Here is a 23,311-nt window from a genome sequence, read left to right as displayed (position 1 = left end):
GCTCAGGGTAGAGCATCGCGCTCACAGCTTCATCGTCAGCACCAGCGGGACGCCCGCGCCAAGGTCACCCCGGGCGTACCGGATGGTGTCGTCGCCGGCCCAGGCCAGCCCGGACAGGCTCGCCGTCACCGGGCCCGGCGTCCCGAACGTCTTGACCTCCTGCCCGGTCGTCGCGTCGAGAACCACGACGCGCTGGGTGCGCTCGCCGCCGGACCGGGTCGTCACGAGCGCGGCGACGTGCCGGTTGCCGGGGGAGAGCGCGTAGTAGACGTCGCTGCAGCCGGCGATGCCGGGCCGGAACTGAGCGAGCCGCTCACCGGTGGCCGAGTCGAGAATCTCGAACGAGCAGGTTCGCCCGAACTCGGACGGCCACTCGACGATCCGGTCCTCGGTGGCCTGCATGCCGAAGTACGGCAGCTCCCAGCCGCTGAGGGCGGTGCTGGGTGTGCGTTCGCTCAGTGTTCCGCGCGCGATGTCGTACGTGACGAGCACCGGGCGCGTCTCCGAGACGGTTTCGGGCAGGAAGTGCCACCAGAAAAGCGAGGTGCTGTTCCCGGTCATCGGCATCGACCGGCCGGCGTTCGACCTCATCGCGGGCAGGGGCTTGCTGCTCGTCGTGCGGCCGTCGGCGTCGGTCACGACCACCCGGTAGCCGCCGCGGCCGGGCGGGAAGCCGACGGTGGCCAGGCCGCCGCCGGGCAGGGGCGCCGGGCCGAGGTAGGTGCCGTCGCCCAGGCCGGGCTGCGGCTCGCTGACCGCACGGACCGCGGGCCGGCCGCCGACCGTGCGCAGCTGGGCGACGACTTCGCCGGACGAACCGGGGACGTGACGGCCCGAGGGCAAGCCCTGCGTGGTCGGCGGGGCCTCTCGGTCGAGCCACAACCCGATCGGCGGGCCGCCGAGGGGATCGCCGACGATCAGGTCGCGGCGGGGGATCAGCTGCGGCACCGTGGCGGCGAGGGCGGCCACCGTGACGACCGCCGCGGCCGCGGTCAGAATCGTCCGGCGGCGCTTGATCCGGCGGGCCCGCACCAGGACCGCACCGAGATCCTGGGGGACCGGCGGGACCCCGGCTGCGCTCCTGCGGACGACATGCTCGAGATCGGTCATCGCTCCTCCAGGGTGTCGCGCAGCGCCGACATCGCGCGGGACAGGCGGCTGCGTACGGTGCCCTCGGGAATCCGCAGCGCGGCCGCGGTGTCGGCGGTGGACATGCCGAACAGCACCCGGCAGACCACGACCGCGCGGGTGGGGATGGGCAGGCGGGCCAGGGCGGCCTCGGCATCGCCGTCGGGCAGGCCCGGCTCGAGGACGGGCAGCCCGTGCTCGGACTCGGGAAACGCGCGCTCCCGCCTCAGCTTGCGCCGCCACGAGGTGGCCCAGTTCAGGCCGACCCGGAAGACCCAGCCGGCCGGGTTGTCCGCCGCGGACACCTGCCGCCACCGGACGAACGCGCGGGCCATCGCCTCGTCGGTGGCCTCACGGGCCAGATGGATGTCGCCGAGCGCCACCGCGAGCGCGCGATAGACCCGGTCCGCCGTCGACGCGTAGAAGCTTTCGAACGTGGCGTCCGCCGGTGGATCGTCGCGCGTTTCCGACACGATGTCAGTGTCCATGCGGGTAGACGCGCGAGCGGGCCCGTACGCTCCCGGTCAATTCACGACAAGGGCCGGCCGGAAGAACCGCTCCTCCAGGCCGCTGTCCCACTCGGCGAACGAGCGGTCGCGGAAGGCGGTGGCGATGGTGACCCAGCCGAGGAAGAACCCCGCCCCGCCGTGCGTGACCGAGCCGCCGTCGCCGCCGCACACGACCTCGGGTTCCGCGGTGAGCTCGGGCTTGTACGGGTCGTAGCCGATCGTCAGCCCGAACAGGTTCGGACGGTGTTGCGGCCCGTCGGGACGGTCGTACGGGTAACCGTCACCGGGACTGTCGTCGCCCCAGCGGAACAAGGTCCGCGCCCCGGCGCCGCACGCGTACTCCCATTCGTCCGGCGTGGTGGCGCGCATCCCGCGGGCGGCCAGAGCGGCCAGCGCATCCCCATGAGCGGGCCGATCGACTTGCCACGCGTCGATCGTTCCGTCCGGATGCGATTTGATGCGCATCCGCCGGCTGTAGATCTCGCCGACGTCGTTCCCGTGCTTCTTCAGCATCGCCACGACCCGCGGATCGTCCGCCGGCACCGGGCTGACACCGACCTCGTACGGGTCGACAGAAACGAGCATCGTCGGGATGCGCACCTCGCGCAGTGGAGTGAGCGTTCGCGCAAGATAGTCGCGCACTGCGGGCAGCCCGTATTCGCTCGCGCTGTCCGCATAGCTTTGCGCCTGCTCCGCGGTCGGGCTGAACCGTGCGGCGTCGAACCCCAGCGTCACCGGCCCGCCCGGCACGAGCCCGAACCGCAGGCCGTCCTGCTCGAAGACCACGGCCCGGTTGACCCGGTCGCCGCACTCGACCGCCCCGATCGACACAACCGACAGGTTGTGCTCGTTCGCGATCGTTTCGACAAGGTCGGCGGCCGCCCGCTCATCCAGTTGTGACCACTTCTGCAGGGTCAGCTCACTCAGCTCCACGCGTCGATCATGGCGGGCCGGTGATCGAGCCGAGCAGGCAGGTTACGTCGACGTTAAGAGGGCTCGGTAATGGCTCGTGGGTCCGAAGGGCAAGCGCCACCGTCCCGCGCGACTTGAACAGCGCAGCTCGTCCGGTTCGGACTAACCGGCCACGGTTCATTCTTCGAAAAATCGACTGTGGACGCTACCGTGAGGTGATGATGGCCCTCGCCAATCTGCTTATCAAGGCGATCGAGCCGGTCGTTTCCAATCAGGTGCGGAAGGCCGACTTCAACCGCAGGTTCCGCAAGGCCGTCGAACGGGCCGTCTCGCGTTTCCGGGAGGTAGGGTCCGCGGTCGACGCGGACGTGGTCTCAATGCTTCTGGACGACGCTCCTGTTCTTGACCTGCCGTCCGTCGAGACGGCCTTCCGTGATCTGATCTTCAAGCCCGCACGGGCAGGCGACCAGGCCAACGCCCAATTCGTGGACGTGATCGGTAGGTTCCTGCCGACCGTGCCGCGGGATCGCCTCGAGCGCACGCTGGTCGTCCTCGTCACCTGCCTGCGCGACGAGCTTCAGAACCTTGCCGAGCTGCGTCCGCTCTTCGACCTCATGTACCAGCAGCAGCAGACGGAGCTGCTGACCCGGATGGCGGCACCGGCAGGGCCCGGCCCGCAGGTTTCGGTGACTACCAGCAATCTGCCGCAACGCTTGTACGAACGTTTCGTGGGACGTTCGGTCGAGCTTGCGACGCTTCTGGCCCGGATGAGCCCCCAGGACCGTACGTGGGTGGTGGTTGTCGACGGCATCGGCGGCGTCGGCAAGACCAGTCTCGCGCTTGAGGCGGCGTACCGGCTCGCCGAGGGAGAGGGGCGCTTCGACTTTGTGGTGTGGGCGTCGGCGAAACGAGATACGTTGACCGCCCACGGCATCGTGTCGCGGCGGACGGACTTCGTGAACCTTCGCGACGTCTTCGAAGCGATCGGGTCGGTATGTGGACGCCCCGACCTTCCGCAACTGCCGGAAAATCAACAACGAACGCTTGTGCAGACGCTGCTCGGCGGTCCACGTCGGGTTTTGCTCATCCTCGACAACCTTGAAGCGGTGGACGACGAGACCATCACGGCGTTCCTGCGCGATCTCCCCACCCCTGCGAAGGCGATCGTCACCTCGCGGCATCGGATCGACGTCGCTTTGTCGATCCGCCTGGAAGGCCTCGATCCGGCGGAGTCGGCAGACCTTGTCCGTTCCGAGGCTACTCTTCGCGGGCTGGCGTTGAACGATGTCGAGGTGACCGCCCTTGCGCGCAAGAGCGGAGGCGTTCCGCTGGCCATCGTGTGGAGCCTTGGGCTGATGAGTCTCGGCCACGGTGCCGAGTCGGTGCTGCGCCGGTTGGGCTCAGGCGCCGGGGATATCGCAGCGTTCTGCTTCGACCGTAGCGTCGAGGCGTTGCGCGACGGCGATGCGCTGCGGATGCTGACGGCTGCCGCCCTGTTCGAGGCGCCCGTCGACCGGGATCTGCTCGGCCGGGCAGCGGGGCTCGGCGTTGACGTGGTCGGGCGCGATGACGCGCTGCAAATGCTCATCGAGTTGTCTCTCATCAACCACGGTCCCACGGGCTTCGCCTTGCTGCCGCTGACCCGTACCTACACCCTTCGCCTGTTGGCCGAGCGGAACGACCTCCGGCGGGTTGCCGAGAACAACTGGTTGGGTGCTGTCCTGAGCCTGGCGGCCGACTATCGCGGCTCGAACGTACTGTGGCGTGACAGGGCACGTCTGCGCACGGTGGGCCCCCACTTCGAAACCGCGTACACCATGGCGCAGGACCTCGGGCGCACGGAGGCACTGGTCGAAATGGCCGGGGGCTTGATCGGTTACTACGACGTGGTCGGTCGCTGGGACGACCTCATCGATGTCGCGGGCGAGCTGGAGTCCCACGGTCGCACTGCCGGCAACTACGACGCCGTGTCGGATGCTGTATGGACGCTGAATTGGTTGCACAGCCAGCGGGGTGACTTCGAAGCCGCATGGGCGAGTCTCGAGCGGGCGAAGACCTCGATCACGGCGCCCGTCCATCGGATCCACTTCCTGGTCGGCTGCTCGCAGACCTGCCGGCGGGAGGGCCGCCTGGACGATGCGTTCCGCTACATCCAGGAGGCCGAGGAGGTGCTGCCCGAACTGGAGGCCGCGATGGCTCCGGCTCACCGGGGCAACATCATGTTCGAGCGCGGCAAGATCGCGCGCGACGTCGCCGATTGGAACGAGGCCGATCGGTGTTTCGCACAGGCCAGCCGCGTGTTTGATTTCGACCAGCTCGAAGAAGCGATCGAGGGCGGACAACGGCCGGTGCACGAACTCGAGCGATCGTTGGCTCTGATCGGGAACCGGGCCGTTGTCGAATACCGCCGGGGCAATCTCGCCACCGCCAACGAAATGTTGCGGCGCGCGCTTCGCTTCACCCGGGTGCACGGCAGCGTCGCCAATGTGGCAACCCTGCTCATTCGGCTCGCCGCGGTTCTAATCGACCAGGGACTGCGCGAAGAGGCGCGAGCCGCGGTGGTCGAGGCGCGGGAAGTCGCCTCCGCGACCGGCATGCAGGACGAGCTGAATGAGACGCAGCGAATGCTGAAGGTGCTCGGCGATCGCTGAGGCTCGTGTAACGATCGAATCATGCAAGCATACGGCCGGGTCATCGCGATTGCGTAAAACACCGCGCTGAGAGTCCTGAGCAGCGGGCTGTTCGGTATTCCGTTTGATGGGCCGGTTGAGTGGAAGGCCGTCTGTGAGGAAAGCCGCCTTGTCCGGAATGGCTATCACAAAGCGCCGCAGGGCCGGTGCCCGAACCTTTAGGACCGGAAGAATCGGATGCTTTCTGTCGTGGCATTCGTCGATCCCTTGCCGGTGGGGACGCGCTCGGGGCGTGCCAAGGGGGTGTCGGCAGTGTGACTCTGGGGCGGGCCTGATGGTGTGCGGCGTGAGGATGGCGGTGATGCGGGAGGAGATGGTCTAGATGGCTTTACAACCGTGGCCACAGATCAAGAAAAGCGCCAAGGCGCACCCGGTTTCGAGTTTGCAATATCACCTGCGGGCGCGTGGGTTCACGGTGACCGTGGATGGTGAATTCGGTCCCCTCACCGACGCCGCGGTGCGGTCGTTCCAGAAGCAGAAGAATCTGGGCGTGGACGGCGTGGTCGGGCCGTTGACCTGGCAGGCGCTGGTGACGACCGTTCGCCGCAATGACACCGGTGATGCGGTGAAAGCGGTGCAGGAGGAGTTCCAAGCGCGCAATCTGTCGGACGATCCGAGCAATGCTCCCCTGGTCGACGGCATCTTCGGGCCGAGGACGGAGACCGCGGTCACCGGCTGGCAGGAGTTCCTGCGCGACAACGACGAACCGGCCATGAGCGTCGACGGGATCGTCGGGCGCATGACGTGGCAGTCGCTGATCAGCGGGATGTACCTGGGCTGATCGCACCGTAGGCGGCGGCGGGTTCAGGCCGCCCAGCCGGTCCGCCGCCACAACCGCGATCCACTGGCCGGCGGGGGCGGCCGATCAGCTTGACCGCCACCGAGCCCGGCCGGCCGGGGAGGGCACCTATTCCGGGCCGACCGGGAACCGGCAGCGATTCCGGGCCGACCGGGAGCAGCACCGATTCTGGGCTGAGCGGGAACGGCACCGATCCCGGGCCGGCTGGGAGCAGCACCGATTCCGGGCTGAGCGGGGAACGGCACCGATTCCGGGCCGGAACCGGCAGTGATTCCGGGCCGGCTGGGAGCAGCACCGAATTCCGGGCTGAGCGGGGAACGGCACCGATTCCGGGCCGGAACCGGCAGTGATTCCGGGCCGGCCAGGAGCAGCACCGAATTCCGGGCTGAGCGGAAACGGCGCCGATTCCGGGCCGGAAAACGGCAGCGATCCGGGGCGGCCGGAAGCAGCAGCGATCCCGAGCTGAGCGGAACAACAGCGCTTCTGGGGCGAGCGCGGCCGCCGGCGCCTCAATCGAGCAGGAGCAGCCGGGCCGTGTCGAGGACGCGGTGCTGGTCGCGCTCGGTCAGGGGCCGGCCGGCCAGCGCGCCCATCGCGGCCATGACTTCCTGCAGGCGTTGCCGCACCACGGCTTCCGGCTGTCTGGTGGCCTTGGCCAGGCGGGCGGCCTCCACGGTCAGCCGGTCCTCGTGGCCGAGGGTGAGCCGGACCCCGAGCGTTTCGGCCAGCCGGTTGACCGCGGCCAGCGTGGGGTTGCCCCGGCCGTTCTCCAGGTTGGCGATGTAGGGCACCGAGAGGCCCGCCTCCGCCGCCACCGAAGCGATCGTGCGGCCGCCCGCCACCCGCCGCTGCCGCAGTTCGGCTCCAAGTTCGCTTATCTCCACGGAACACATCTTGCCACAATGTCTTCTGTGGGAATAGCCTCGTGTCGTGAGCTTCCGACGGTTCTGGCTGGCCACGACCATCGATTCGCTCGGGTCGTGGCTGCTTGTCATGGCCGTGCCGGTGCAGGTCTTCCAGCTCACCGGCTCGGCCATGTCGACCGGGCTGGCGCTGGCCGTGCAGGCGGCGCCGGCCGTGCTGATCGGGCCGTGGGCGGGGGTGGCGATCGACCGCGGGCCTCGCAAGGCGATCCTGGTCGGGTCCAACGTGGCCGCGGCGGGCGCGGTGGCTCTGATGCTGGCCGGTCCCGCCACGTTCCTGTTCGCCGGTCTGTTCGCCGAAAGCGTGGCCGTATGCTTCCTCCGCCCGGCGCTCCGAGCCGTTCTGCCGACGGTCACGGACGACCTGGCCCGGGCCAATTCGCTCACGAGCCTGAGCGACAGCGTGTTGCGCATGGCCGGTCCGGTGATCGGAACGTTCCTGACCGCGCACGGCTGGTTCCCGTTGGTCGTCGTCGTCGACGCGGTCAGCTACGTGATCGCCGCACTGGTCGTCGCCGGTGTCACCATCAAGTCGCCGCCCGTCGGTTCGTCGCCACCGGCCGGCCGGTACGTCCTGGAGACACCGCTGCTGCGCGCGATGCTGGTCGCGAGCGCGGTCTACTGGACCGGGAACGCCGCGCTGACCGCCCTGCTGGTTCCCTTCACGATGCTGCGACTGCACAGTTCCGGTTCGGTCCTCGGCCACCTGATCGCCGGGCTCGGCGCCGGCTACCTTCTCGGCTCGGCCCTGAGCGGCCGGGTGGTCCGCCGCTACGACACCGGCATCGTCCTGCCCGTCGCCTACGCCGCGGTCGGGGTCTGCTTCCTCGTCATGGTCAACACCACCACCGTCTGGGTGGCCGTCGCGGCCGTGACCGTGGCGGGCGTGCCGGGCGTGATCGCGACGATCGCCGTCACCTACCGGCTGCAGGTCGCCACCCCGAACGCCCTGCTGGGCCGTGTTTCCGCGACGTTCTACGCCGGCGACGCGGTGGCCGCCGTGGCCGGGGCCTTGCTGGCGGCGACCGTCGTCTCGCTGACCTCACTCGGCGCCGCGCTCAACACCTTCAGCCTCCTGGTGCTGGGCGCCGCCTTCATCACGCCGCGGCGTACGCCGGTCCCGGCGCGCCGTGAATGACCCGGCCCGCCACCAGCTGCACAACCTGGCCGGCCATCGCCAGCGCGGCCGGCCGGTTCGTCGTCACCAGCACGGTCACACCTAGCCCCTCCAGCACGTGACGTTCCGCCGGCTCGTCGAGGGCGCTGGTGGCGTCGTCGAGCACCAGCAGCCGCGGCCGGCGCAGAATCGCCCGCGCCAGCCCGATCCGCTGCCGCAGTCCGTCGGGCACACCCGCCCCGGCCATCGTGTCCGGCGCCTCGTCGATGCCGGCCACCCGCAGGGCACTTTCACATTCGAGTTCCCCGTACGAGACCCCGAGCGTGACGTTCTCCCGGATCGACGCTGCCAGCACGAACGGCCTGCGCGTCACGACCGCGACGCTCGACGCGACCTCGTCACCATCCAGGCCGCGTACGTCGATGCCGTCGAACCGCACCACTCCCGAAGTGGGGGCGAGGCCCGCCGCGAGGTCGAGCAATGTGGTCCGGCCCGATCCGCCCGCGCCCGCGACAGCCGTCACCGTGCCCGGTTCGAGCGTCAGCGTGACGCTGTCCAGAATGCGGCGGCCGTCCCGCGTGACCGTGGCCTTGCTCAATTCGACCCGCATCGGGCCCCCCGCTCGCATCGCCTAGAATCCCCACGAACTTAGTATGCTTTTGAGGTGCTGTCCATAGCGGGCCCCGGCGCCCGATGATGTCACCCGGTATCAAGGTGCTTCGGCGGGCCCCGGCACCCGATGACGCCGCCCGTATCGAAGTGCTTCAGCGGGCTCCGGTGATCGATGATGCCCCCGTTGTCGAGCTGCTTCACCGCTACGGCCGTCCCGCGCCGAGCGGGGACATCCCGCGCCCCCGGCGTCACGCCCGCCGTGGTTCGATCGTCACCGTGAGCGAACCGAGCGCGGCGACCCTCAACCGCACCGAGCGCTGGTTCGTGCAAGCCGCGCTGCCCCAGCTGATCCCGGGTTTCACCGCGCGGGCCCAGGTGGTGCCGAGGATGCTGCCGTTCCTGACCGGCGCCTCCGTCTACTGGCTGCTGCAGGTCGCATCGGTCGGCACCTTCCTGTCCCTGGCCATCTCGCTGCTCGTGGTGGCCGCGATCTGGCCGTTCACGACCGGGATGCACGGCCGCCGTCCGCCTCGGCTCGGGCGTACGGGAATGGTCGTGGTGGTCCTGCTCTTCGGGGCGGTGTTCGTCGTCGGCGGCCCGCTGGTGCACGCGGCCCGGCCCGGCGCGTTCGGCCGCGAGCTGGCCGGGGGAAGCGGACCGGCCTGGCTGATCGCCGGGGTGGCGGGCCTGGTCATCTTCCTCGCCACCTTCGCCGCCGGGTTCCTGGCCACCTCGTACGGGGTCATCGCGGCCATGCGGCACGCCGTCGGTGATCTGGCCCGGGGGCTGGCCGAGATCCCGCGCTCGTTCGGGCGGTCGCTGCCGGTGGTGCTGTTCGGCACGGTGTTCCTGTTCTTCACCGGCGAGCTGTGGCAGCTGCTCGACGCCCTCCCGTGGCCGCGCGTCTGGCTCGTGCTGGTGCTGCTGACCGTCATCGTGGCGCTGGCCATCTGGCGGGTGGTGAAGGGCTACGACGAGGACCCGGCCGGCCCGCCGCCCACGCCGGAGGACCTGGCCGAGGCCTGCGCGGGCACCCCGCTGGCCGACGTCGAAGTCCCGCTCGTCGCCGAGCTGCGGCCGCTGCAACGGCGGCAGGCGCTCAACGTGCTCGTCCTGCTGACCGTCCGGCAGCTGGTGCAGGCGGCGGTCATCGGCGTGGGCCTGTTCCTCTTCTTCGTGGCGCTGGGCCTGATCACCGTGCAGTACGAGACCGCGGCCACCTGGATCGGCCACGACCCGGAACGGTCGGGGTTCTTCGGGGTGCCGGTGGCGCTGTTCAAGCTGGCCGCCCTGCTGGCCTCGTTCGGCGGCGTCTCGTTCGCCACCACCTCGATGACCAACCACGAATACCGCCACGAGTTCTTCGAGCCGGTCCTGCGCAGCATCCGCCGCCCGATCCTGGTCCACACCGTCTATCGGGAGCTGGCCGGTGAAGCCCGATCGGGGTAGCCGGAACAGGCCGACGTAACCGGCGATTCGCCCACTTCCTTCCGTAAGGGTGGAATGTCACGCTGGCCACGAAGCGGCGTCTTGCCGGACCAGGCCCACGGGGAAGTGACGAGATGTTCTCTTACAGCTCGCTGACGGCGGCGGTGATCGGCCTCGTCGCCTTCGCCATCGACCTCATCGCGGCGGCGCTTTCGGACGGAACCCCGGTGCTGAGGCTCAGCGCCGTCTACACCATCGCGGGCATCGTCGGACTGATCTGCGGGTCCATCGCCCGCAGGGAGCTCATCGGGCAGATCGGGCTGCATCTGAGCTGGGCGCCGCTGACCGCGGTCGTTCTCATCCTCATCGCCGTGAACCGCGAGCTCTCCGTCGCCATCCTCAAGGAAAACCTGCGGGTCGTGGTCATGATCATCACCACGCTGACCGACGTGGTCCGCGCTGTTCTGTCCTGAGCGGGCTTGTCCCTCACGTGGCGTCATGCTCCATAGTCGGGGGCGTGGAGGAGCACCTGACCGTCGGGCGCGTGGCCGAACTGACCGGCGTCACCGTCCGCACGCTGCATCACTACGACGAGATCGGCCTTCTGCGGCCGGGTGCGCGGACCACGGGCGGCTATCGCGCGTACGCGCCGGGCGACGTGGAGCGGCTGCGGGAGGTGCTCGCGTACCGGCGGCTGGGGTTCGGCCTGCGGGAGATCGCCGACCTGGTCGACGATCCGGACACCGACGCCGTCGCGCACCTGCGGCGGCTGCGCGGCCTGCTGGTGGATCAGCGCGACAGCGCGGCGGCGATGGTGACGGCCATCGACCGGGAGCTCCAGGCGCGGGCCCGGGGGATCACGACGACACCTGAGGAGCAGTTGAAGATGCTGTACGACGTCATCGGCTCGGCCTACCCGGCGACGCGGCGCACCGAGCCGCGGATCGCCGCGCGCCTCTGGGAGGCGCTGGGCGACGCCCGGACGGTGCTGAACGTCGGAGCCGGCACCGGCTCGTACGAGCCCCTCGACCGCGACGTCACGGCGGTGGAACCGTCGGCCGTCATGCGGGCGCAGCGGCCGCCGGGCTCGGCGCCGTGCGTGGCCGCCGACGCCGGGAACCTGCCGTTCGAGGACCAGTCGTTCGACGCCGCGATGGCGGTCAGCACCGTCCACCACTGGCCGGACCCGATCGCCGGGCTGCGGGAGATGCGCCGGGTGGCCCGCCGGGTGGTCGTGTTCACCTACGACGCGGCCGGGTGGCGGCAGCGGTTCTGGCTCACCCGCGACTATCTGCCCGAGTTCGGCGGACTGCTGGACGGGTGGCCGTCGCTGGCCGACATGACCCGCGCGATCGGCGGGCGCGCGGAGCCGTTGCTCATCCCGTGGGACTGCGCCGACGGGTTCTTCGAGGCCCATTGGCGCCGGCCCGAGGCCTATCTGGACGAACACGTACGCCGGGCGGTGTCGGTGTGGACCAGGGTCGGCCCGGAGGCCGAGCGGCGGGCCGTGGACGCCCTGCGCGACGACCTCGGCTCGGGCCGGTGGGCCGGCCGCAATCGTGACGTCGCCGCCCTGGACGCGGCCGAACTGGGTCTTCGCCTGCTCGTTGCATGATGGGGGCATGTCCGACCCGCGGAAACCCTGGCTGATCCGGCGGACCCGGCCCGAGGGGCAACCGGCCCGCGAGGTGCGGCACGAGGTCGTCGAGGCAACGGCCGTCCCCGCGTACGTCATCGTCTGGGAGACCGCACACGGGCCGGTTCTCTACCACGAATGGCTCGGAGCCGATCAGGCGCCTCACGTGCGGCAGTTGCTCGATCATCTGCAGCTCCCCGCCCACACCGTGCTGATCCGGCCCTATCCCGTCCTGCTCGAGGGGCTGGCGCACGAGATCGCGGCCGGCCCGCACGTCGACGTGTTCTTGCCCTCCTTTGTGGACGGCGATCGGGTGCGGCGGGGCCGCAAGTATCTCGCCTCCCGGATCGGCAAGGTGCTGGGCGCGGACCTGCCGATCTGGTGCCGGGACTCGGCCACGGTGGCGGCCGCGCGCGCCGCCCGGGACAAGCCGGGCCGCACGGTCCAGGTGCCGGACACCACGACCTGGCCCCGGCACGAGGCGGCGCTGCTGGAGGCGGTCCGGGCCGGGCTGCCCGAGACATATCCGCTGCTCTGGGCCACCCTGGCCGCCGACCACGCCGTTGTCCTGCACCGGATTCTGGCCGCTCACGCCCGCCTGCCCGATCGGGGCCCGGGCTGGTATTTCGCAGCCCGGGCGGAGCCGCCGCGGCCGCCCGATCCGTTGCCGAGGTTGCTGGCCGCGGTGGCCCTGTCCACCGACCGCGGCGCGCGGGCCGCCGACGAGATCATCGCCTTGCGGGCGGCCGCGCGGGACCTGGACCGCGACGACCCGCGCGTGGCGGTGTTCACCACCGCGACCAGCCTGCTGTCCCGCCTGATGTCGCAGGACGTGACGTCCCGGATCATCGCCCGGGAGCCGCCGGAGCCTTACTTCGATCGCGCTCGCGCCGCCGGTCTGGTTGCCGCCACCGCCGCCTGGTCGGGGCCGGTGGTCCGGGCCTGGCGGCAGACCCTTGTTCCCGTACGGGACCGGGCCGCGGCCCTGCGGCGGCACCGGCTCGCCCGCCTGCTCGAGCACGGGACGCCGGACGAGGTGTACCGGGACGCGGCCGGCCGTTACGTGCTGGTGCTGCCCGGCCCGGAACCGGTTCTGTGGGCCGAGTGGCCCCGCGACCCGTCGGTGGCCGCGACCTGGACCGCGCAGACGGTGCTGTCGGCCGACCGTCCCGGCGACCGGCCCGGCCCTCTGCTGGCGCTTACTCCGGAGGCCGACGGTGGTGTCCGGGCCGATCCGCTTCCCGCCGCCCTCGTCGACGGCGGTCCGGTGCGGTTCGATTTCGGCTCCTCGGACGCCGCCGTACGCCACGTGATGCGGCTGCTGCTGGCCCTGGCCCTCGATCCGGAGGACGCCGGGTTCGCGGCCCGCTCGTTCGTGTTCGACGCGCTCACCGAGCAGCCCGGAATGACTTTGTGGCCGGCCCTGTCCGCGTCCGGCGACACGCTGCGGCTGGGCTGGGACACCGTCCGCGCCCGCGCCCGCGCTGACGTCGCCCTGGTTCGCCGGCTGCTGCACCCGGACGAGCCGGTGCTCTATCAGCACTTCGCCGTCCTCCACGAAACGACCGGCCAGGAGTTGCAGGTGGTGCGCCGGTCCGCCGACCGCGACGAGCAGGTCACCCGTGATGGCTGGGAATACTCGTTCCTGCTTTTCGACATCGACAACGGCAAGAGCGACCACGAATACCGCCGCCTGCGCCCGGGCGAGGTCGCCTCGGCCATTGACCGGCAGCGGCGCCGCCGCGGGGCTTGAGGGTGACCACCGGGAACGTCCCGGCGGTCGCGCTACGGCCGTTCCGATCGCGCACGTCGCGGGAAATCCCCGGTGCCGGCCTGGTGCGGTTGTTTTCCGGCGACGAGGCGTACGGCTGCTGGGTGGTTATCGGGCCAGGATGTCGCGGTAATGCTGATTGGCCATGACGCCGAGGACGTTTCCGAAAGGGTCGAGAACCGAGGCGGTGACGAAGCCGGGGCCGCGTTCGGTGGGCTTGTCGTGTTCGGCGGCGCCCAGGGAGAGCAGGCGCTGATAGGCGGCCTCGACGTCGTCGACGGCCCAGTAGAGGACGGCGCCGGACGGGCCGGCGGAATGGGCGTGCGGGGCGTAGGCGGCGTTGAGAATGCCGAACTCGTGCTGGTAGTCGCCGACCCGCCATTCGAGGTAGGCGCCGTCGCGGACGAAGTAGGGCTCGAGCTCGAAAACGCGGGTGTACCAGTCGCGGGCGGCGCCGAGGTCGTCGGCGAAGAACGTGACGGTGGTGAATCCGCGGAGGGTCGCTGAGGAAGTCATGAACCCATTCTCGGAGCTTAAGTGCTCACCTTCTGAGCACTTTTCCGGGCAGAATTCCGGGCATGCGCGCCGATCGTCTTGTGGCGGCCCTCCTGCTGATGCAGACGCGGGGCCGGGTGACCGCGGCCGAGCTCGCGGGGGAGCTGGAGGTCTCGGTGGCCACCGCGCGCCGCGACCTGGAGGCTCTGTCGGCGGCCGGGATCCCGGTCTATCCGCAACCGGGGCGGCACGGCGGCTGGCAGCTGGTGGGTGGGGCGCGCACCGATCTGAGCGGGCTGTCGGCGCGTGAGGCGCAGGCGTTGTTCCTGCTCGCGGGGCCGGCCGCGGAGTCGTCGGAGGAGGTCAAGGCGGCGCTGCGCAAGCTGATGCGGGCGCTGCCGGAGACGTACCGGACCGAGGCGCGGGCGGCGGCGGACGCCACGCTGATCGATCCGGCGCGCTGGGGCGAGGTGGAACGCGACCGGCCGGAGGAGGTGCGGCGCCTGCAGGAGGCGGTCGTCCGGCGGCAGCGGGTGCGTTTCAGCTACAGGGGCGCACCGCGGACGGCCGATCCGTGGGGGCTGATCGACAAGGACGGCGTCTGGTATCTGATCGCCGGCACCGCGTCGGGGCGGCGCACGTTCCGGCTCGACCGGCTCGGCGGGCTCGAGGTGACGGCGGAGACGTTCGAGCGGCCGGACGACTTCACCCTGGACGCGGCATGGGGCGAGGTGGTCGGGGCGATGGAGGAGCGGCGGTCGCGCACCTGGGCCACGCTGCTGATTCCGGCCCGGTTCCTGTGGGTGCTGCGCGACCACTTCGGGCGCCATTGCCACCCGGGTGACGAACGGGACGACGGCCGGGTGCCCGTCCGGGTCGGGGCGCCGACCGCGACCGACATCGCCCGGACGCTGTCCGGCTGGGGCGCAACCGTCGAGGTGCTCGAACCGGCCGCCGTCCGGGCCGAACTCGCCCGGATCGGGTCGGAACTGGCGGCGCTGTACGCGTCCGAGTGACCGTCGTCACTCAGGGAGTGCTCAACCAGGCGGCCCGGCAGCCGATCTGCAACGTCCCCAGACCCGAACCGAACCCCGCGGGACACGCCGAATGAGTCGTAGCTTCGCCGGCCTCAAAGCCGGCTTCCCCCTCGCCATGGCCGCCGCCTTGCTCTGCGGTGGTCTGACCGGCTGCGCAAGCCTCAAGGAGGTCACCAGCAGCAGCAAGCCGCTCCTCCCCGGCGGCTCGGCCACCAGCAGCAAGCCGTCCGCCTCGGCCTCCCCCACGGCTCAGGCGGTCAAGCTCCCCGTCCGGGCCAGCGGAGCACTGGACACGGGCACCGTCACCCACAGCCTCAAGCAGGGCACCTTCTCGGTGAAGCTGACCTACTGGACCTCCGACAACGCGAAGCTCTACACCGCCGAGTCGCAGAAGACCATCAACGTCGCCGCCCACATCGAGGACGCCGACAGCACCCATCGCATCCGGCTCACCACGTTCCAGGTGACGCAGGACGACGGCACCAATCGGGCCGAGGTCGCCACCGACAGCGGCAAGTTCGACGTCACCCCGCCGTACCCCTACAACACGGTCGTGACGTTGCCGGCGGTCACCGCGGGCGCGAAGGCGCTCACGCTCACCGTCCGGCTGGATCTCCTCGTGGAGACCGCTCCCAAGTCGAACAGTTACTACCGCTCCACGGCCCTTGACACCCTGACCCTGCCGCTGCTCACGAATGGTGACACTCAGTGACCGACACCGTGCCTGGATTCCGCCGGGCCTCCGATCGCCAGATTCTGCTGCCCCGCAGCGCGAAGGCCGGCCAGCTGGCTCTGCCGCCGGCCACCCCGCAACTGACCGACCTGGAGACCGTCGAGACGGTGTCGGGCGAGATCGCCGCCCGGGCCGCCAACGGGCCGCGGCACGCCACGATCAGCTGCATCATCCCCTGCTACAACGAGCAGGACACGATCGCCGACGTCCTCAAGAGCCTGCTCGCTCAGACCCGGCTGCCCGACGTCATCCACGTCATCATCAACAACACCGACGACGACACCCCCGAGATCGCCCGTACGTTCGAGGGCGAGCACACCCGTACGGTCAAGGGTGAAGAATTCACCACGCATATCCACGTGCACGACATGGGCGTCAACCCCGACAAGAAGGTCGGCGCGCTCAACTACGGCTACTTCCTGTCGCGCGGCTACGACTTCATCCTGGGCGTCGACGGCGACACCACGCTGGCCCGCGACGCCGTCGAGCGTCTCGAGCTGGAGATGACCGACGACCCGCGCATCGGCGGTCTGAGCGCCATCTACACCATCGACAAAAGTCGCTACAAGGGTCTGATGGCGCGGTTCCTGGTCGCCGGCCAGCGCGCGCAGTTCGCCGCGTTCAACATGGACAACCTGCTGCGCGGACGCAACATGGCCGTGCTCGGCGGCCAGTGCAGCCTGTTCAACGTGCGCGCGCTGGAAATGGTCATGGTGCGCCACCACCAGCAGGCGCCGTGGGTGCGCGACTCCGAGGTCGAGGACAGCAAGCTGTCCCTGCAGATCAAGGACGCCGGCTACAGCACGAAGATCAGCGCGACCGCCCGCGCGTTCGTCGGCCCGATGACGAACCTGCGCGCCTTGCACGGCCAGCAGGTCAAGTGGAACTTCGGCGCCATCGACCTGTTCTGGCCCGGCCAGCGCGGCGACAGCAAGGGCCAGCCGCTGCACCCCAACCTGCGGCTGCGCTGGTTCGAGAACATCTCGATGGGCTTCAACATCGCCTCCCGGCTGGGCTTCATGCTGCTGCTCGTGGCGGCCCTGTCGATCGACGCCTTCGTCTTCAACCCGATCTGGCTGATCCCGCCGGCCGTGGCCATCCTGCTCAACCTGCGCCTGGCCCTGGCCATGAAGGACAAGAGCGCCTCCGACCTCATGTACGCCGCGTTCATGCTGCCCGCCGAGCTGTACATGTGGGTCCGCATGGGCCACTTCGTCTCCGCGTGGGCGCAGTTCCTGGCCAAGACCGACCAGGACAACTGGGCCGCCCAGGCCAACGCCGAAAAGGGCAAGGGCTCCGCCTACGTCATGCCGCTGGTCGTCCTGCTGGCCATCATGGGCGGCGCGGTCTTCGCCTGGACCCAGCAGAGCGTCGGCGTCCAGTCGGCGATCCTGTCGCTGGGCTGGCCGATCCTCTACATCGCCACGATCGCCCAGACCGTCTTCATGCTCCGCAAGCTGGTCCGCCGCCACCGCGGCTTCGCCGTCTGACCCACGTTTCGCCGCTGCGCGGTCTCTGCCGTCCGGCCGATCCCCGCGATCGGCCGGACGGTTCCGTTTGCCCGGACCGGCGATCAGGCCATCGTGAGGTGGCCGGAGTGCAGGGGGAGCAGGTCGTCGGCCAGGTCGATGATGCGCTGGTCGTGGGTGGCCACCACCACCAGCGTGCCCTCGGAGACGGCGGTGGTCAGGGCGTTGAGGACCAGGGCCACGTGGTCGTCGTCCTGGTGGGCGGTGGGCTCGTCGAGCAGGGCCACCGCCGGCGTCAGGACCAGGGTGCGGGCGATGGCTGTGCGTTGCTGCTCGCCCAGGGACGTGTCGTGCGCGGGGCGGTTGGTCAAGGGGTCCAGGCCCAGGCGGCTGAGCAGGTCGGCCGGCGGGGTCCGGCCGCGCAGCCGGGCCGGAAGGTGGGCGTTCTCGGCCACGGTCAGCTCGGGGGAGAGGGCCGGCCGCTGGGGGAGCAGCGCCACCCGGTCCCACTCGTGGTGGGAGACCGCGGGCTTGCCGTCGACCAGCACGCTGCCCGAGGTGGGAGACATGACGCCGGCGATCAGGTGCAGCAGGGTGGACTTGCCCGAGCCGGAGCGGCCGGCCAGCACGGCGAGCCGGGCGGGGGACAGCGACAGCGAGATGTCGCTGAGCACGGTGGTCGCGCCGCGCACGTGGGTCACGGCATGCAGGCGTACGAGATCAGCCGTCGTCACGGTAGGAGGCCTCCTCGGCAGAGCGGCTAATGGTGGACAGGGCGGCCAGAAGGACTGCGGCCACGGCTACGGCGGCCGTGATGGTCAGCGCGGGCACGGTCAGGACGAAGTGGAGCGGCGGGAGCCGGAAGGGTTCGTCGTCGAGCAGGCGGGAGCCCAGCGGGAGCAGGGCGGCGACCCCGGCGAGCGCGCCGGCCAGGGCGGCCGCGCCGAGCAGGGACAGTTCGAGGAGGCGGGCGCGCAGGGCCCGGCCGCGCCCCAGACCGACGCGGATCAGCATCAGGTCACTCGCGCGACGGGCGGCGGCGGTGCGCTGGGCGTGCACGCAGAGGGCGAGCACGGCCAGCAGCGCGAGGTAGGCGGCGACGGCCACCTGATAGCCGCGGGCCCGGGCGGCGGCCACATAGATGTCGTGCTGGCGCAGGCTGGCCGCCGTTTTGACGCGCTCGGGCTCGACGCCGAGCGAGGAGGTGATCGCGCCGGTGTCCTGGGTGCTCCACAGCAGCGTCCGGAAGAAGCCGCCGGAGGAGGTGTTGAGGTCGCGCGAGGCCAGACGCGGATCGGCCGAGCCCAGCTGCGGGAAGAAGGCGTTCTCGGAGACCACGTACATCGGTTTGGCGTCCAGTCCGGGGAAGGCGCCGACGTGGGCCACGACGTCGAGGGCGCCCTTCCACGAGCCGGTGTCGGCCGAGACGGCGCTCTCCCCGTCGGCGGCCGGGTCGGCGGCGACGATGACGGGCACCCGGCCGCCGGCGGGCCGGGCCTCGAGCAGCGCGAGCGCGTCGCGGGCCCGGGCCAGGTCGGCGCCGCGGCCCCAGAGGGCGATCTCGCGGAATTTGACCGGGTCGACCACGAGCATGTCGCGCTGGGAGCCGTCGAGGTCGGAGAACACGTCGTAGCGCCAGACCACCGTGGCGTATCCGGGCAGCGGCGGGGTGCGTACGCCGGGAACCGGATCCCGGCTCGGCTCTGCGGGCGCCTTTACCGCCCCGGGATCGAGCTGGGACGAGCCGCCCTCGAGGACGGCCACCGACTCGGCGCCGGCCTGCACGGCCACCCGGTCGGCGGCAGTGGTGGAGGTCGCGGTCAGCGCGCACAAGGCGAACAACAGCATGCCCAGCCCGGCGGTCATCACGGCCACCGCGAGACGACGCTCGTTCGCCGGGCCGGCCAGGCGGCGCCGGGTCAGCCAGCCGACGCCCCGCAGCGGGCCGGTGCCCGAGCGGCGGAACCCGGTGAGCCGGCTCAGCAGCAGCCCGGCCAGCACCCCGGCGGCGGCCAGCACGAGCAAAGGCACGAGCAGATCCACTTCCCGTACGTCTCCGCCGGAAGCGCCCGAAGTGGCCAGCCCGGCCGCCGCGACCAGGGCCAGCATCAGCACCGGCGTGGCCCACGGCAGCGGCCGCCGCAGAGTCGCCGGGGGCAGCGGGCGCACGTATCGGGCCGCGGCCAGCGCCGGCGCCACGCCCGCGACGGCCAGCCCGGCCAGGGCGGCCAGCCCGGCCGCGCCCAGCGCGGGCAGCATCGACGAGCCGGTCACCGCGCCCGGCGGCCCGGCCCGGGTCACGAGCAGCCAGGCCACACCCCAGCCGGCGGCCGAACCCAGCACGGCGGGCAGCAGGTGCTCGGCCACCCACAGACCGCCCACGCCGACCGGCACGATCCCGGATCCGACCGCGTGCCGCACCTCGGTCAGGCGGCGCCGCACCGACAGCAGCACCATCGCGAGCACGGTCAGGAAGGCGACGGCGACGGCGGCCCACTCGGTCGGGCGGGTCCGCTGCCGTACGGTCTCGGAAACCGTCCGGGCCTGCTCGGCGATCGTCCCGATGCCGCTGGCCAGCCGTCCCTCCACCGCGTCCTGGCCGCCGTCGAAACTCTGCGCCGCCACCCGGCGGCGCAACTCGGCGACGCCGCGGCCGGTCTCGCGCGCCTCGGCCAGGGTCACGCCGGGTTCCAGCGTGGACTCGGCGGCCCACAGGATGCGGTCGCCGACCCGCGCGGCGAGGCTCTCGGTGGTGGGCACGTCGGCGATCACGAGGTTGGCCTTGAGCGTGGTCGTGGCCGGGTCGAACGGCAGGTCGCGGTCGCGCAGGGCCCAGGACTGGCTGCCCGGCACATCCGCCGGTCGCCGCCCGCCCGGCACGACCACGTAGAGGCCGGTGACGGTCGTGGTGGCCTGCTTGCGGCCGACGGTGAGCGTCACCGTCTCGCCCGGGCGGAAGCCCAGCGGCCCGGGCAGCCAGACACCGCCCGGGGGACCGCCGGTGGCCGCCACGACCAACTCGCGGGCGGGATCGGTGACCGCGTAGAGCCGGGCCCCGGCCCGGCGGGAGCCCGCCGAGAGGGTCGACGACCACGGCTGCGACCAGGCCAGCTCTTTGCCGGTCGAGCCGCCGTCGAGCCGCGGTTCCGTCAGATGCGGGATGGTGCGCAACTCGGTGAGCAGCCGCTGCTGGTCGGCGCTGCGCGGCGAGCGGGAGCCGGTCAGCCGGACCAGGGCGGCGTCGTCCTGGCGGGCCGTGCCGGGCACCGCGTCGCGTCCCGCCTGGAAGGCCGCGTTGCGCCCGGCCTCGGCGAACATGGCCGGCGCGGCGCACGCCACGCCCGCGACCACGAACGCGAGCACGACCAGAACGGACCACAGGCCGGCGCGCAACAGCGCCCCGAACGCGGCCCGCACCAGCATGGGGCCATCCTGCCGCACGGCGGGTCCGGCATGTGCCCCGGTTCACCGGTGCTATTCACGCCGAATGGGCGTAAAGTCTGCGCGACGCCTTCAGCAGCGAGGGATTAGCCGCGCTATTGACTGGAGATGTCGTGTTTGACCAAGATTACGGCGACCGGGTCACCGCTGTCACGGTTCAGGTGAGTGAGCCCGGCCCCGACGGGGTGCTGCACGTCAGCCTCGGCGGCGAACTCGACCGTGACGACGCCGGGCCGCTGGTCACCGCGATCACCACGGCGATCGATCGCGACGCCCCCAAGTCCGTCCGCATCGACGCGTCCGCTCTGACGTTCCTCGACTCCGGCGGCATCCATGCCCTCCTCGACTGCCAGGAAGCCGCGGCGCGGGCCGGAGCGTCGTTCTCGGTCGATCACGCCGGGCCGAACGTGCACCGGGTCCTCGAGATCACCGGCCTGCTCGTGCTGCTCGACGTGACTCAGGACGCGCCGGGAGCGTCGGAAGCCAGGTAGAAGCCCGGGTACGACGGCTGGTTGTAGGCGGTCTGCTGACGCGCCACCTCGGCCCGGTACTGCGGATCGTGCATCAGCGTGACCATCTTGTACGTTGCCGGCTCAGTGCTCAGATAGACGCGGATGGCCGAACTGTCGGTGGTGCGTACGAGAAGCTCCTCGCGCCAGTCCCCGAAGATGTCGGCCACCAGGCTCGGATTGCCCTTCGTGCCGTTGTTCGCGCGGGTGCCGTCGGCGGTCAGCAGCGTGCCGCGCCGCCAGTCGTCGATCGTCGGCGTGACGTCACCCGCGCCGTTCACGACCTGCGTGGTCCGGTCGGCCGCCCAGCGGATGCTTTGATTGGTGCCAGGAATCGGGCCCGGCCGGACCTCCCCCCGGGCCGTGTGCAGTCCCAGCGCCTCGGAGCCGCCCGGCATGCTCGCCCACGACTCGAGGCCGCGCACCTCGGGCAGCACATCGCCGATCATGCCCCGGCCGGTGTCACGACCGGAGTAGGAGCCGAACAACACCTCTCCCGTACGGGCGTCGCGCATGGCCATCCCGTACGGGGCCATCGTGCCGTTCTCGTGCACGGTGAAGATCTCGAGCCCCGGACGGTCGGGATCGATGTCGGTCACGTGCATGGCGTCGCCGTGACCCAGCCGCACCCGCTGCCCCGGCGCGGCGCTGCCCTCGGGCAGCACATCGAACGAGGAGTAGAGCAGGCTGCCGTCGTCGTCGATGGTGGCCGAGCCGTACACGATCTCCTGCCGGCCGTCGCCGTCCACATCGGCCGCGCTGAGCGAATGGAAGCCCTGCGTGGTCAGCGTCCCGAAGGCCGGATCGGTGCCGTCCCGCCCGTGCGGCGAGTCGTTGAACGGGTTGGTCATCGGCACCCAGCCACTGTCCACATACCAGTTCTCGGTCAGCTTCCGTCCGTTCCACCCGTACGCCACCAGGGTCGAACGCGTGTAATAGCCGCGTGCGAACACCGCGCTCGGACGCCGCCCGTCCAGGTAGGCCACCCCGGCCAGGAACCGGTCGACGCGGTTGGCGGGCTCGATCCGCGGCATGGCGTAGTCGCCCCACATCAGGCCGTCGTCGGTGCGGCCCGGCTTGTAGCGGATCGTCTGCAACTCCCGGCCGGTCGCGCCCTCGAACACGGTCAGGTATTCCGGGCCGTCGACGATGAAGCCCTGGAACGCGCGCAACATGTTGCGGGGGCTGCGGGCCGGGGCGTACACGTCGATGAAGTAGTCGGCCACGGCGCGCGCATCAGCCAGGGGTTCGATGCCGAGGGCCTCCTCCGGGGTGGCCGGCCACCGTCCGGCCACGACTTCGGGGTGGGTGTCCCAGCCTTCCAACATGGCCACCAGATGCTCGTAGTAGCCGGCGGCGCTGAGGCGATAGTCGTCGGTGTTGCGGTATCCGGCCTTCAGATCGGCCGCGAGCATTGTGATGTAGCGCGACCGGCCGTCGCGCAGCGTGCGCGTGCCCGGCGCGGTCTTCATCATGATCTCGGCCCGGCCGTCCCCGTCGAAGTCGTAGACCAGGAACTGCGTGTAGTGCGCCCCGGCCCTGATGTTCACGCCGAGGTCGATGCGATGCCGCAGGGTGCCGTCCAGCTCGTACGTGTCCACGAACACCGGGCCCGTATATCCGACCTGCGAGACGTCCTTGGAGTTCGACGGATCCCACTTGACCACGTACTCGTACTGACCGTCCCCGTCGACGTCCCCCACGCTCATGTCGTTGGCCGAATACGTGTATGCCTCCCCGGCCGGGGTCACGCCGTCGGCCGGCTTCTTCAGCGGCAGGTCGAAGTAGTTCGTGCTGCTGGTCGCGGTGGGCCGGCTGCCCGACACCACGTAGCGTGACGCCGGCCCGCCCTTGCGGTCGACGTAGTTGGTGCTGTCGGTGACCGTGGCGATCCGCTCGCCGTCCCGGTAAACGACAAAACTCGCGCTCGTTCGCTCACCCTTGAGCAGCCGCCAGCTCAGGAAGGCGCCCTCGCTCGTACCCGCCACGACGAGCCCACGATCGAGTCGTTCGAGCCGGGGCCCCGCGCCGGGCTTCGCCGCCGCGGGACCAGCCAGCAACATGACAGCGGTCGCGGCAGCAAGGACACTCTTCACGGCGAA

General features: G+C 70.9%; 20 protein-coding genes. 11 read left to right on the top strand and 9 right to left on the bottom strand.

All coding sequences use genetic code 11. From position 1 onward, the window contains the following. Window positions 1–21 precede the first annotated feature (21 nt). From ACZ3I4_RS05735 to ACZ3I4_RS05725, 3 genes are read right to left on the bottom strand one after another with little or no spacing between them, the layout of a single operon-like run. A complete protein-coding gene (locus ACZ3I4_RS05735) occupies window positions 22–1,110 on the bottom strand; it encodes a hypothetical protein (RefSeq protein ID WP_465380691.1) in 1,089 nt (362 codons plus the stop codon). Then, window positions 1,107–1,601: an RNA polymerase sigma factor gene (locus ACZ3I4_RS05730; RefSeq protein WP_465380690.1), complete on the bottom strand. Its 495-nt coding sequence runs from the start codon at window positions 1,599–1,601 to the stop codon at window positions 1,107–1,109. Before ACZ3I4_RS05730 ends, ACZ3I4_RS05735 begins: the two co-directional genes overlap by 4 nt. Window positions 1,602–1,652: 51 nt before the next feature. Further along, on the bottom strand, window positions 1,653–2,570 hold the full coding sequence (locus ACZ3I4_RS05725; RefSeq protein WP_465380689.1) for a hypothetical protein: 918 nt from the start codon (window positions 2,568–2,570) through the stop codon (window positions 1,653–1,655). Between the two features lie 197 nt (window positions 2,571–2,767). Between ACZ3I4_RS05725 and ACZ3I4_RS05720 the strand changes: the two genes are divergently transcribed. Both ACZ3I4_RS05720 and ACZ3I4_RS05715 read left to right on the top strand, forming a co-directional pair. Beyond that, window positions 2,768–5,200, top strand: coding sequence for a tetratricopeptide repeat protein (locus tag ACZ3I4_RS05720; RefSeq protein ID WP_465380688.1), 2,433 nt, complete (start codon window positions 2,768–2,770; stop codon window positions 5,198–5,200). A 361-nt stretch (window positions 5,201–5,561) separates the two neighbouring features. Then, the gene (locus ACZ3I4_RS05715) at window positions 5,562–6,020 is read left to right on the top strand and encodes a peptidoglycan-binding domain-containing protein (protein WP_465380687.1); all 459 of its coding nucleotides are present in this window, start codon (window positions 5,562–5,564) and stop codon (window positions 6,018–6,020) included. Window positions 6,021–6,547: 527 nt separating this feature from the next. On the opposite strand, the gene ACZ3I4_RS05710 is transcribed toward ACZ3I4_RS05715, so the two are convergent. Beyond that, window positions 6,548–6,922, bottom strand: coding sequence for a helix-turn-helix domain-containing protein (locus ACZ3I4_RS05710; RefSeq protein ID WP_465380686.1), 375 nt, complete (start codon window positions 6,920–6,922; stop codon window positions 6,548–6,550). 46 nt (window positions 6,923–6,968) lie between these two features. Here ACZ3I4_RS05710 and ACZ3I4_RS05705 point away from each other — a divergent pair, with 46 nt between their 5' ends. Further along, the gene (locus ACZ3I4_RS05705; protein WP_465380685.1) at window positions 6,969–8,099 is read left to right on the top strand and encodes an MFS transporter; all 1,131 of its coding nucleotides are present in this window, start codon (window positions 6,969–6,971) and stop codon (window positions 8,097–8,099) included. On the opposite strand, the gene ACZ3I4_RS05700 is transcribed toward ACZ3I4_RS05705, so the two are convergent. Further along, window positions 8,059–8,688, bottom strand: a complete 630-nt coding sequence (locus ACZ3I4_RS05700; protein ID WP_465380684.1) for an ATP-binding cassette domain-containing protein — start codon at window positions 8,686–8,688, stop codon at window positions 8,059–8,061. The genes ACZ3I4_RS05705 and ACZ3I4_RS05700 overlap by 41 nt on opposite strands. A gap of 278 nt (window positions 8,689–8,966) precedes the next feature. On the opposite strand from ACZ3I4_RS05700, the gene ACZ3I4_RS05695 reads away from it, so the two are divergent. The 4 genes from ACZ3I4_RS05695 to ACZ3I4_RS05680 all read left to right on the top strand — a co-directional run bounded on the left by ACZ3I4_RS05695 (window position 8,967) and on the right by ACZ3I4_RS05680 (window position 13,507). Continuing rightward, a complete protein-coding gene (locus tag ACZ3I4_RS05695; protein WP_465380683.1) occupies window positions 8,967–10,139 on the top strand; it encodes a hypothetical protein in 1,173 nt (390 codons plus the stop codon). A gap of 113 nt (window positions 10,140–10,252) precedes the next feature. Then, window positions 10,253–10,591, top strand: coding sequence for a hypothetical protein (locus ACZ3I4_RS05690; RefSeq protein ID WP_465380682.1), 339 nt, complete (start codon window positions 10,253–10,255; stop codon window positions 10,589–10,591). A 44-nt stretch (window positions 10,592–10,635) separates the two neighbouring features. Further along, entirely contained in the window at window positions 10,636–11,733 is a 1,098-nt protein-coding gene (locus tag ACZ3I4_RS05685) for a MerR family transcriptional regulator (protein WP_465380681.1), read from the top strand. A gap of 7 nt (window positions 11,734–11,740) precedes the next feature. Beyond that, window positions 11,741–13,507: a hypothetical protein gene (locus ACZ3I4_RS05680; protein ID WP_465380680.1), complete on the top strand. Its 1,767-nt coding sequence runs from the start codon at window positions 11,741–11,743 to the stop codon at window positions 13,505–13,507. 126 nt (window positions 13,508–13,633) lie between these two features. On the opposite strand, the gene ACZ3I4_RS05675 is transcribed toward ACZ3I4_RS05680, so the two are convergent. Further along, window positions 13,634–14,041 carry a VOC family protein gene (locus ACZ3I4_RS05675; protein WP_465380679.1) on the bottom strand — a complete coding sequence of 136 codons (408 nt, stop codon included), beginning with the start codon at window positions 14,039–14,041 and terminating at the stop codon, window positions 13,634–13,636. A gap of 62 nt (window positions 14,042–14,103) precedes the next feature. On the opposite strand from ACZ3I4_RS05675, the gene ACZ3I4_RS05670 reads away from it, so the two are divergent. From ACZ3I4_RS05670 to ACZ3I4_RS05660, 3 genes are all read left to right on the top strand, one after another. Continuing rightward, complete coding sequence (locus ACZ3I4_RS05670) at window positions 14,104–15,036, top strand: helix-turn-helix transcriptional regulator (RefSeq protein WP_465380678.1); 933 nt, start codon at window positions 14,104–14,106, stop codon at window positions 15,034–15,036. A 91-nt stretch (window positions 15,037–15,127) separates the two neighbouring features. After that, window positions 15,128–15,769: a hypothetical protein gene (locus ACZ3I4_RS05665; protein ID WP_465380677.1), complete on the top strand. Its 642-nt coding sequence runs from the start codon at window positions 15,128–15,130 to the stop codon at window positions 15,767–15,769. Continuing rightward, a complete protein-coding gene (locus ACZ3I4_RS05660) occupies window positions 15,766–17,280 on the top strand; it encodes a glycosyltransferase family 2 protein (RefSeq protein ID WP_465380676.1) in 1,515 nt (504 codons plus the stop codon). The genes ACZ3I4_RS05665 and ACZ3I4_RS05660 overlap by 4 nt, the downstream gene beginning before the upstream one ends. 83 nt (window positions 17,281–17,363) lie before the next feature. Here ACZ3I4_RS05660 and ACZ3I4_RS05655 read toward each other — a convergent pair whose 3' ends face one another. Together ACZ3I4_RS05655 and ACZ3I4_RS05650 are read right to left on the bottom strand one after the other, a co-directional pair. Further along, window positions 17,364–17,993, bottom strand: a complete 630-nt coding sequence (locus ACZ3I4_RS05655; RefSeq protein WP_465380675.1) for an ATP-binding cassette domain-containing protein — start codon at window positions 17,991–17,993, stop codon at window positions 17,364–17,366. Further along, entirely contained in the window at window positions 17,980–20,682 is a 2,703-nt protein-coding gene (locus ACZ3I4_RS05650; RefSeq protein WP_465380674.1) for a hypothetical protein, read from the bottom strand. The genes ACZ3I4_RS05655 and ACZ3I4_RS05650 overlap by 14 nt, the downstream gene beginning before the upstream one ends. A 131-nt stretch (window positions 20,683–20,813) precedes the next feature. Here ACZ3I4_RS05650 and ACZ3I4_RS05645 point away from each other — a divergent pair, with 131 nt between their 5' ends. Continuing rightward, window positions 20,814–21,191 (top strand): STAS domain-containing protein, encoded by a 378-nt coding sequence (locus ACZ3I4_RS05645; protein WP_465380673.1) that lies wholly within the window; start codon window positions 20,814–20,816, stop codon window positions 21,189–21,191. Here the strand turns inward: ACZ3I4_RS05645 and ACZ3I4_RS05640 are convergent. Next, window positions 21,158–23,305, bottom strand: a complete 2,148-nt coding sequence (locus tag ACZ3I4_RS05640; protein WP_465380672.1) for a rhamnogalacturonan lyase — start codon at window positions 23,303–23,305, stop codon at window positions 21,158–21,160. The two genes, ACZ3I4_RS05645 and ACZ3I4_RS05640, sit on opposite strands and share 34 nt — an antisense overlap. Window positions 23,306–23,311: the final 6 nt, after the last annotated feature.

Source organism: Actinoplanes sp. NPDC021490 (assembly GCF_055562135.1).
The sequence above is the reverse complement of the archived record's forward strand: the minus strand, read 5'-3'. Positions and strand labels throughout refer to the sequence as shown.

What these genes read in the sequence shown, in the direction of transcription:
- ACZ3I4_RS05735 (WP_465380691.1), bottom strand. Translation starts at nt 1,110, where the DNA reads ATGACCGATCTCGAGCATGTCGTCCGCAGGAGCGCAGCCGGGGTCCCG.
- ACZ3I4_RS05720 (WP_465380688.1), top strand. Translation starts at nt 2,768, where the DNA reads ATGATGGCCCTCGCCAATCTGCTTATCAAGGCGATCGAGCCGGTCGTT.
- ACZ3I4_RS05715 (WP_465380687.1), top strand. Translation starts at nt 5,562, where the DNA reads ATGGCTTTACAACCGTGGCCACAGATCAAGAAAAGCGCCAAGGCGCAC.
- ACZ3I4_RS05700 (WP_465380684.1), bottom strand. Translation starts at nt 8,688, where the DNA reads ATGCGGGTCGAATTGAGCAAGGCCACGGTCACGCGGGACGGCCGCCGC.
- ACZ3I4_RS05690 (WP_465380682.1), top strand. Translation starts at nt 10,253, where the DNA reads ATGTTCTCTTACAGCTCGCTGACGGCGGCGGTGATCGGCCTCGTCGCC.
- ACZ3I4_RS05680 (WP_465380680.1), top strand. Translation starts at nt 11,741, where the DNA reads ATGTCCGACCCGCGGAAACCCTGGCTGATCCGGCGGACCCGGCCCGAG.
- ACZ3I4_RS05675 (WP_465380679.1), bottom strand. Translation starts at nt 14,041, where the DNA reads ATGACTTCCTCAGCGACCCTCCGCGGATTCACCACCGTCACGTTCTTC.
- ACZ3I4_RS05670 (WP_465380678.1), top strand. Translation starts at nt 14,104, where the DNA reads ATGCGCGCCGATCGTCTTGTGGCGGCCCTCCTGCTGATGCAGACGCGG.
- ACZ3I4_RS05665 (WP_465380677.1), top strand. Translation starts at nt 15,128, where the DNA reads ATGAGTCGTAGCTTCGCCGGCCTCAAAGCCGGCTTCCCCCTCGCCATG.
- ACZ3I4_RS05650 (WP_465380674.1), bottom strand. Translation starts at nt 20,682, where the DNA reads ATGCTGGTGCGGGCCGCGTTCGGGGCGCTGTTGCGCGCCGGCCTGTGG.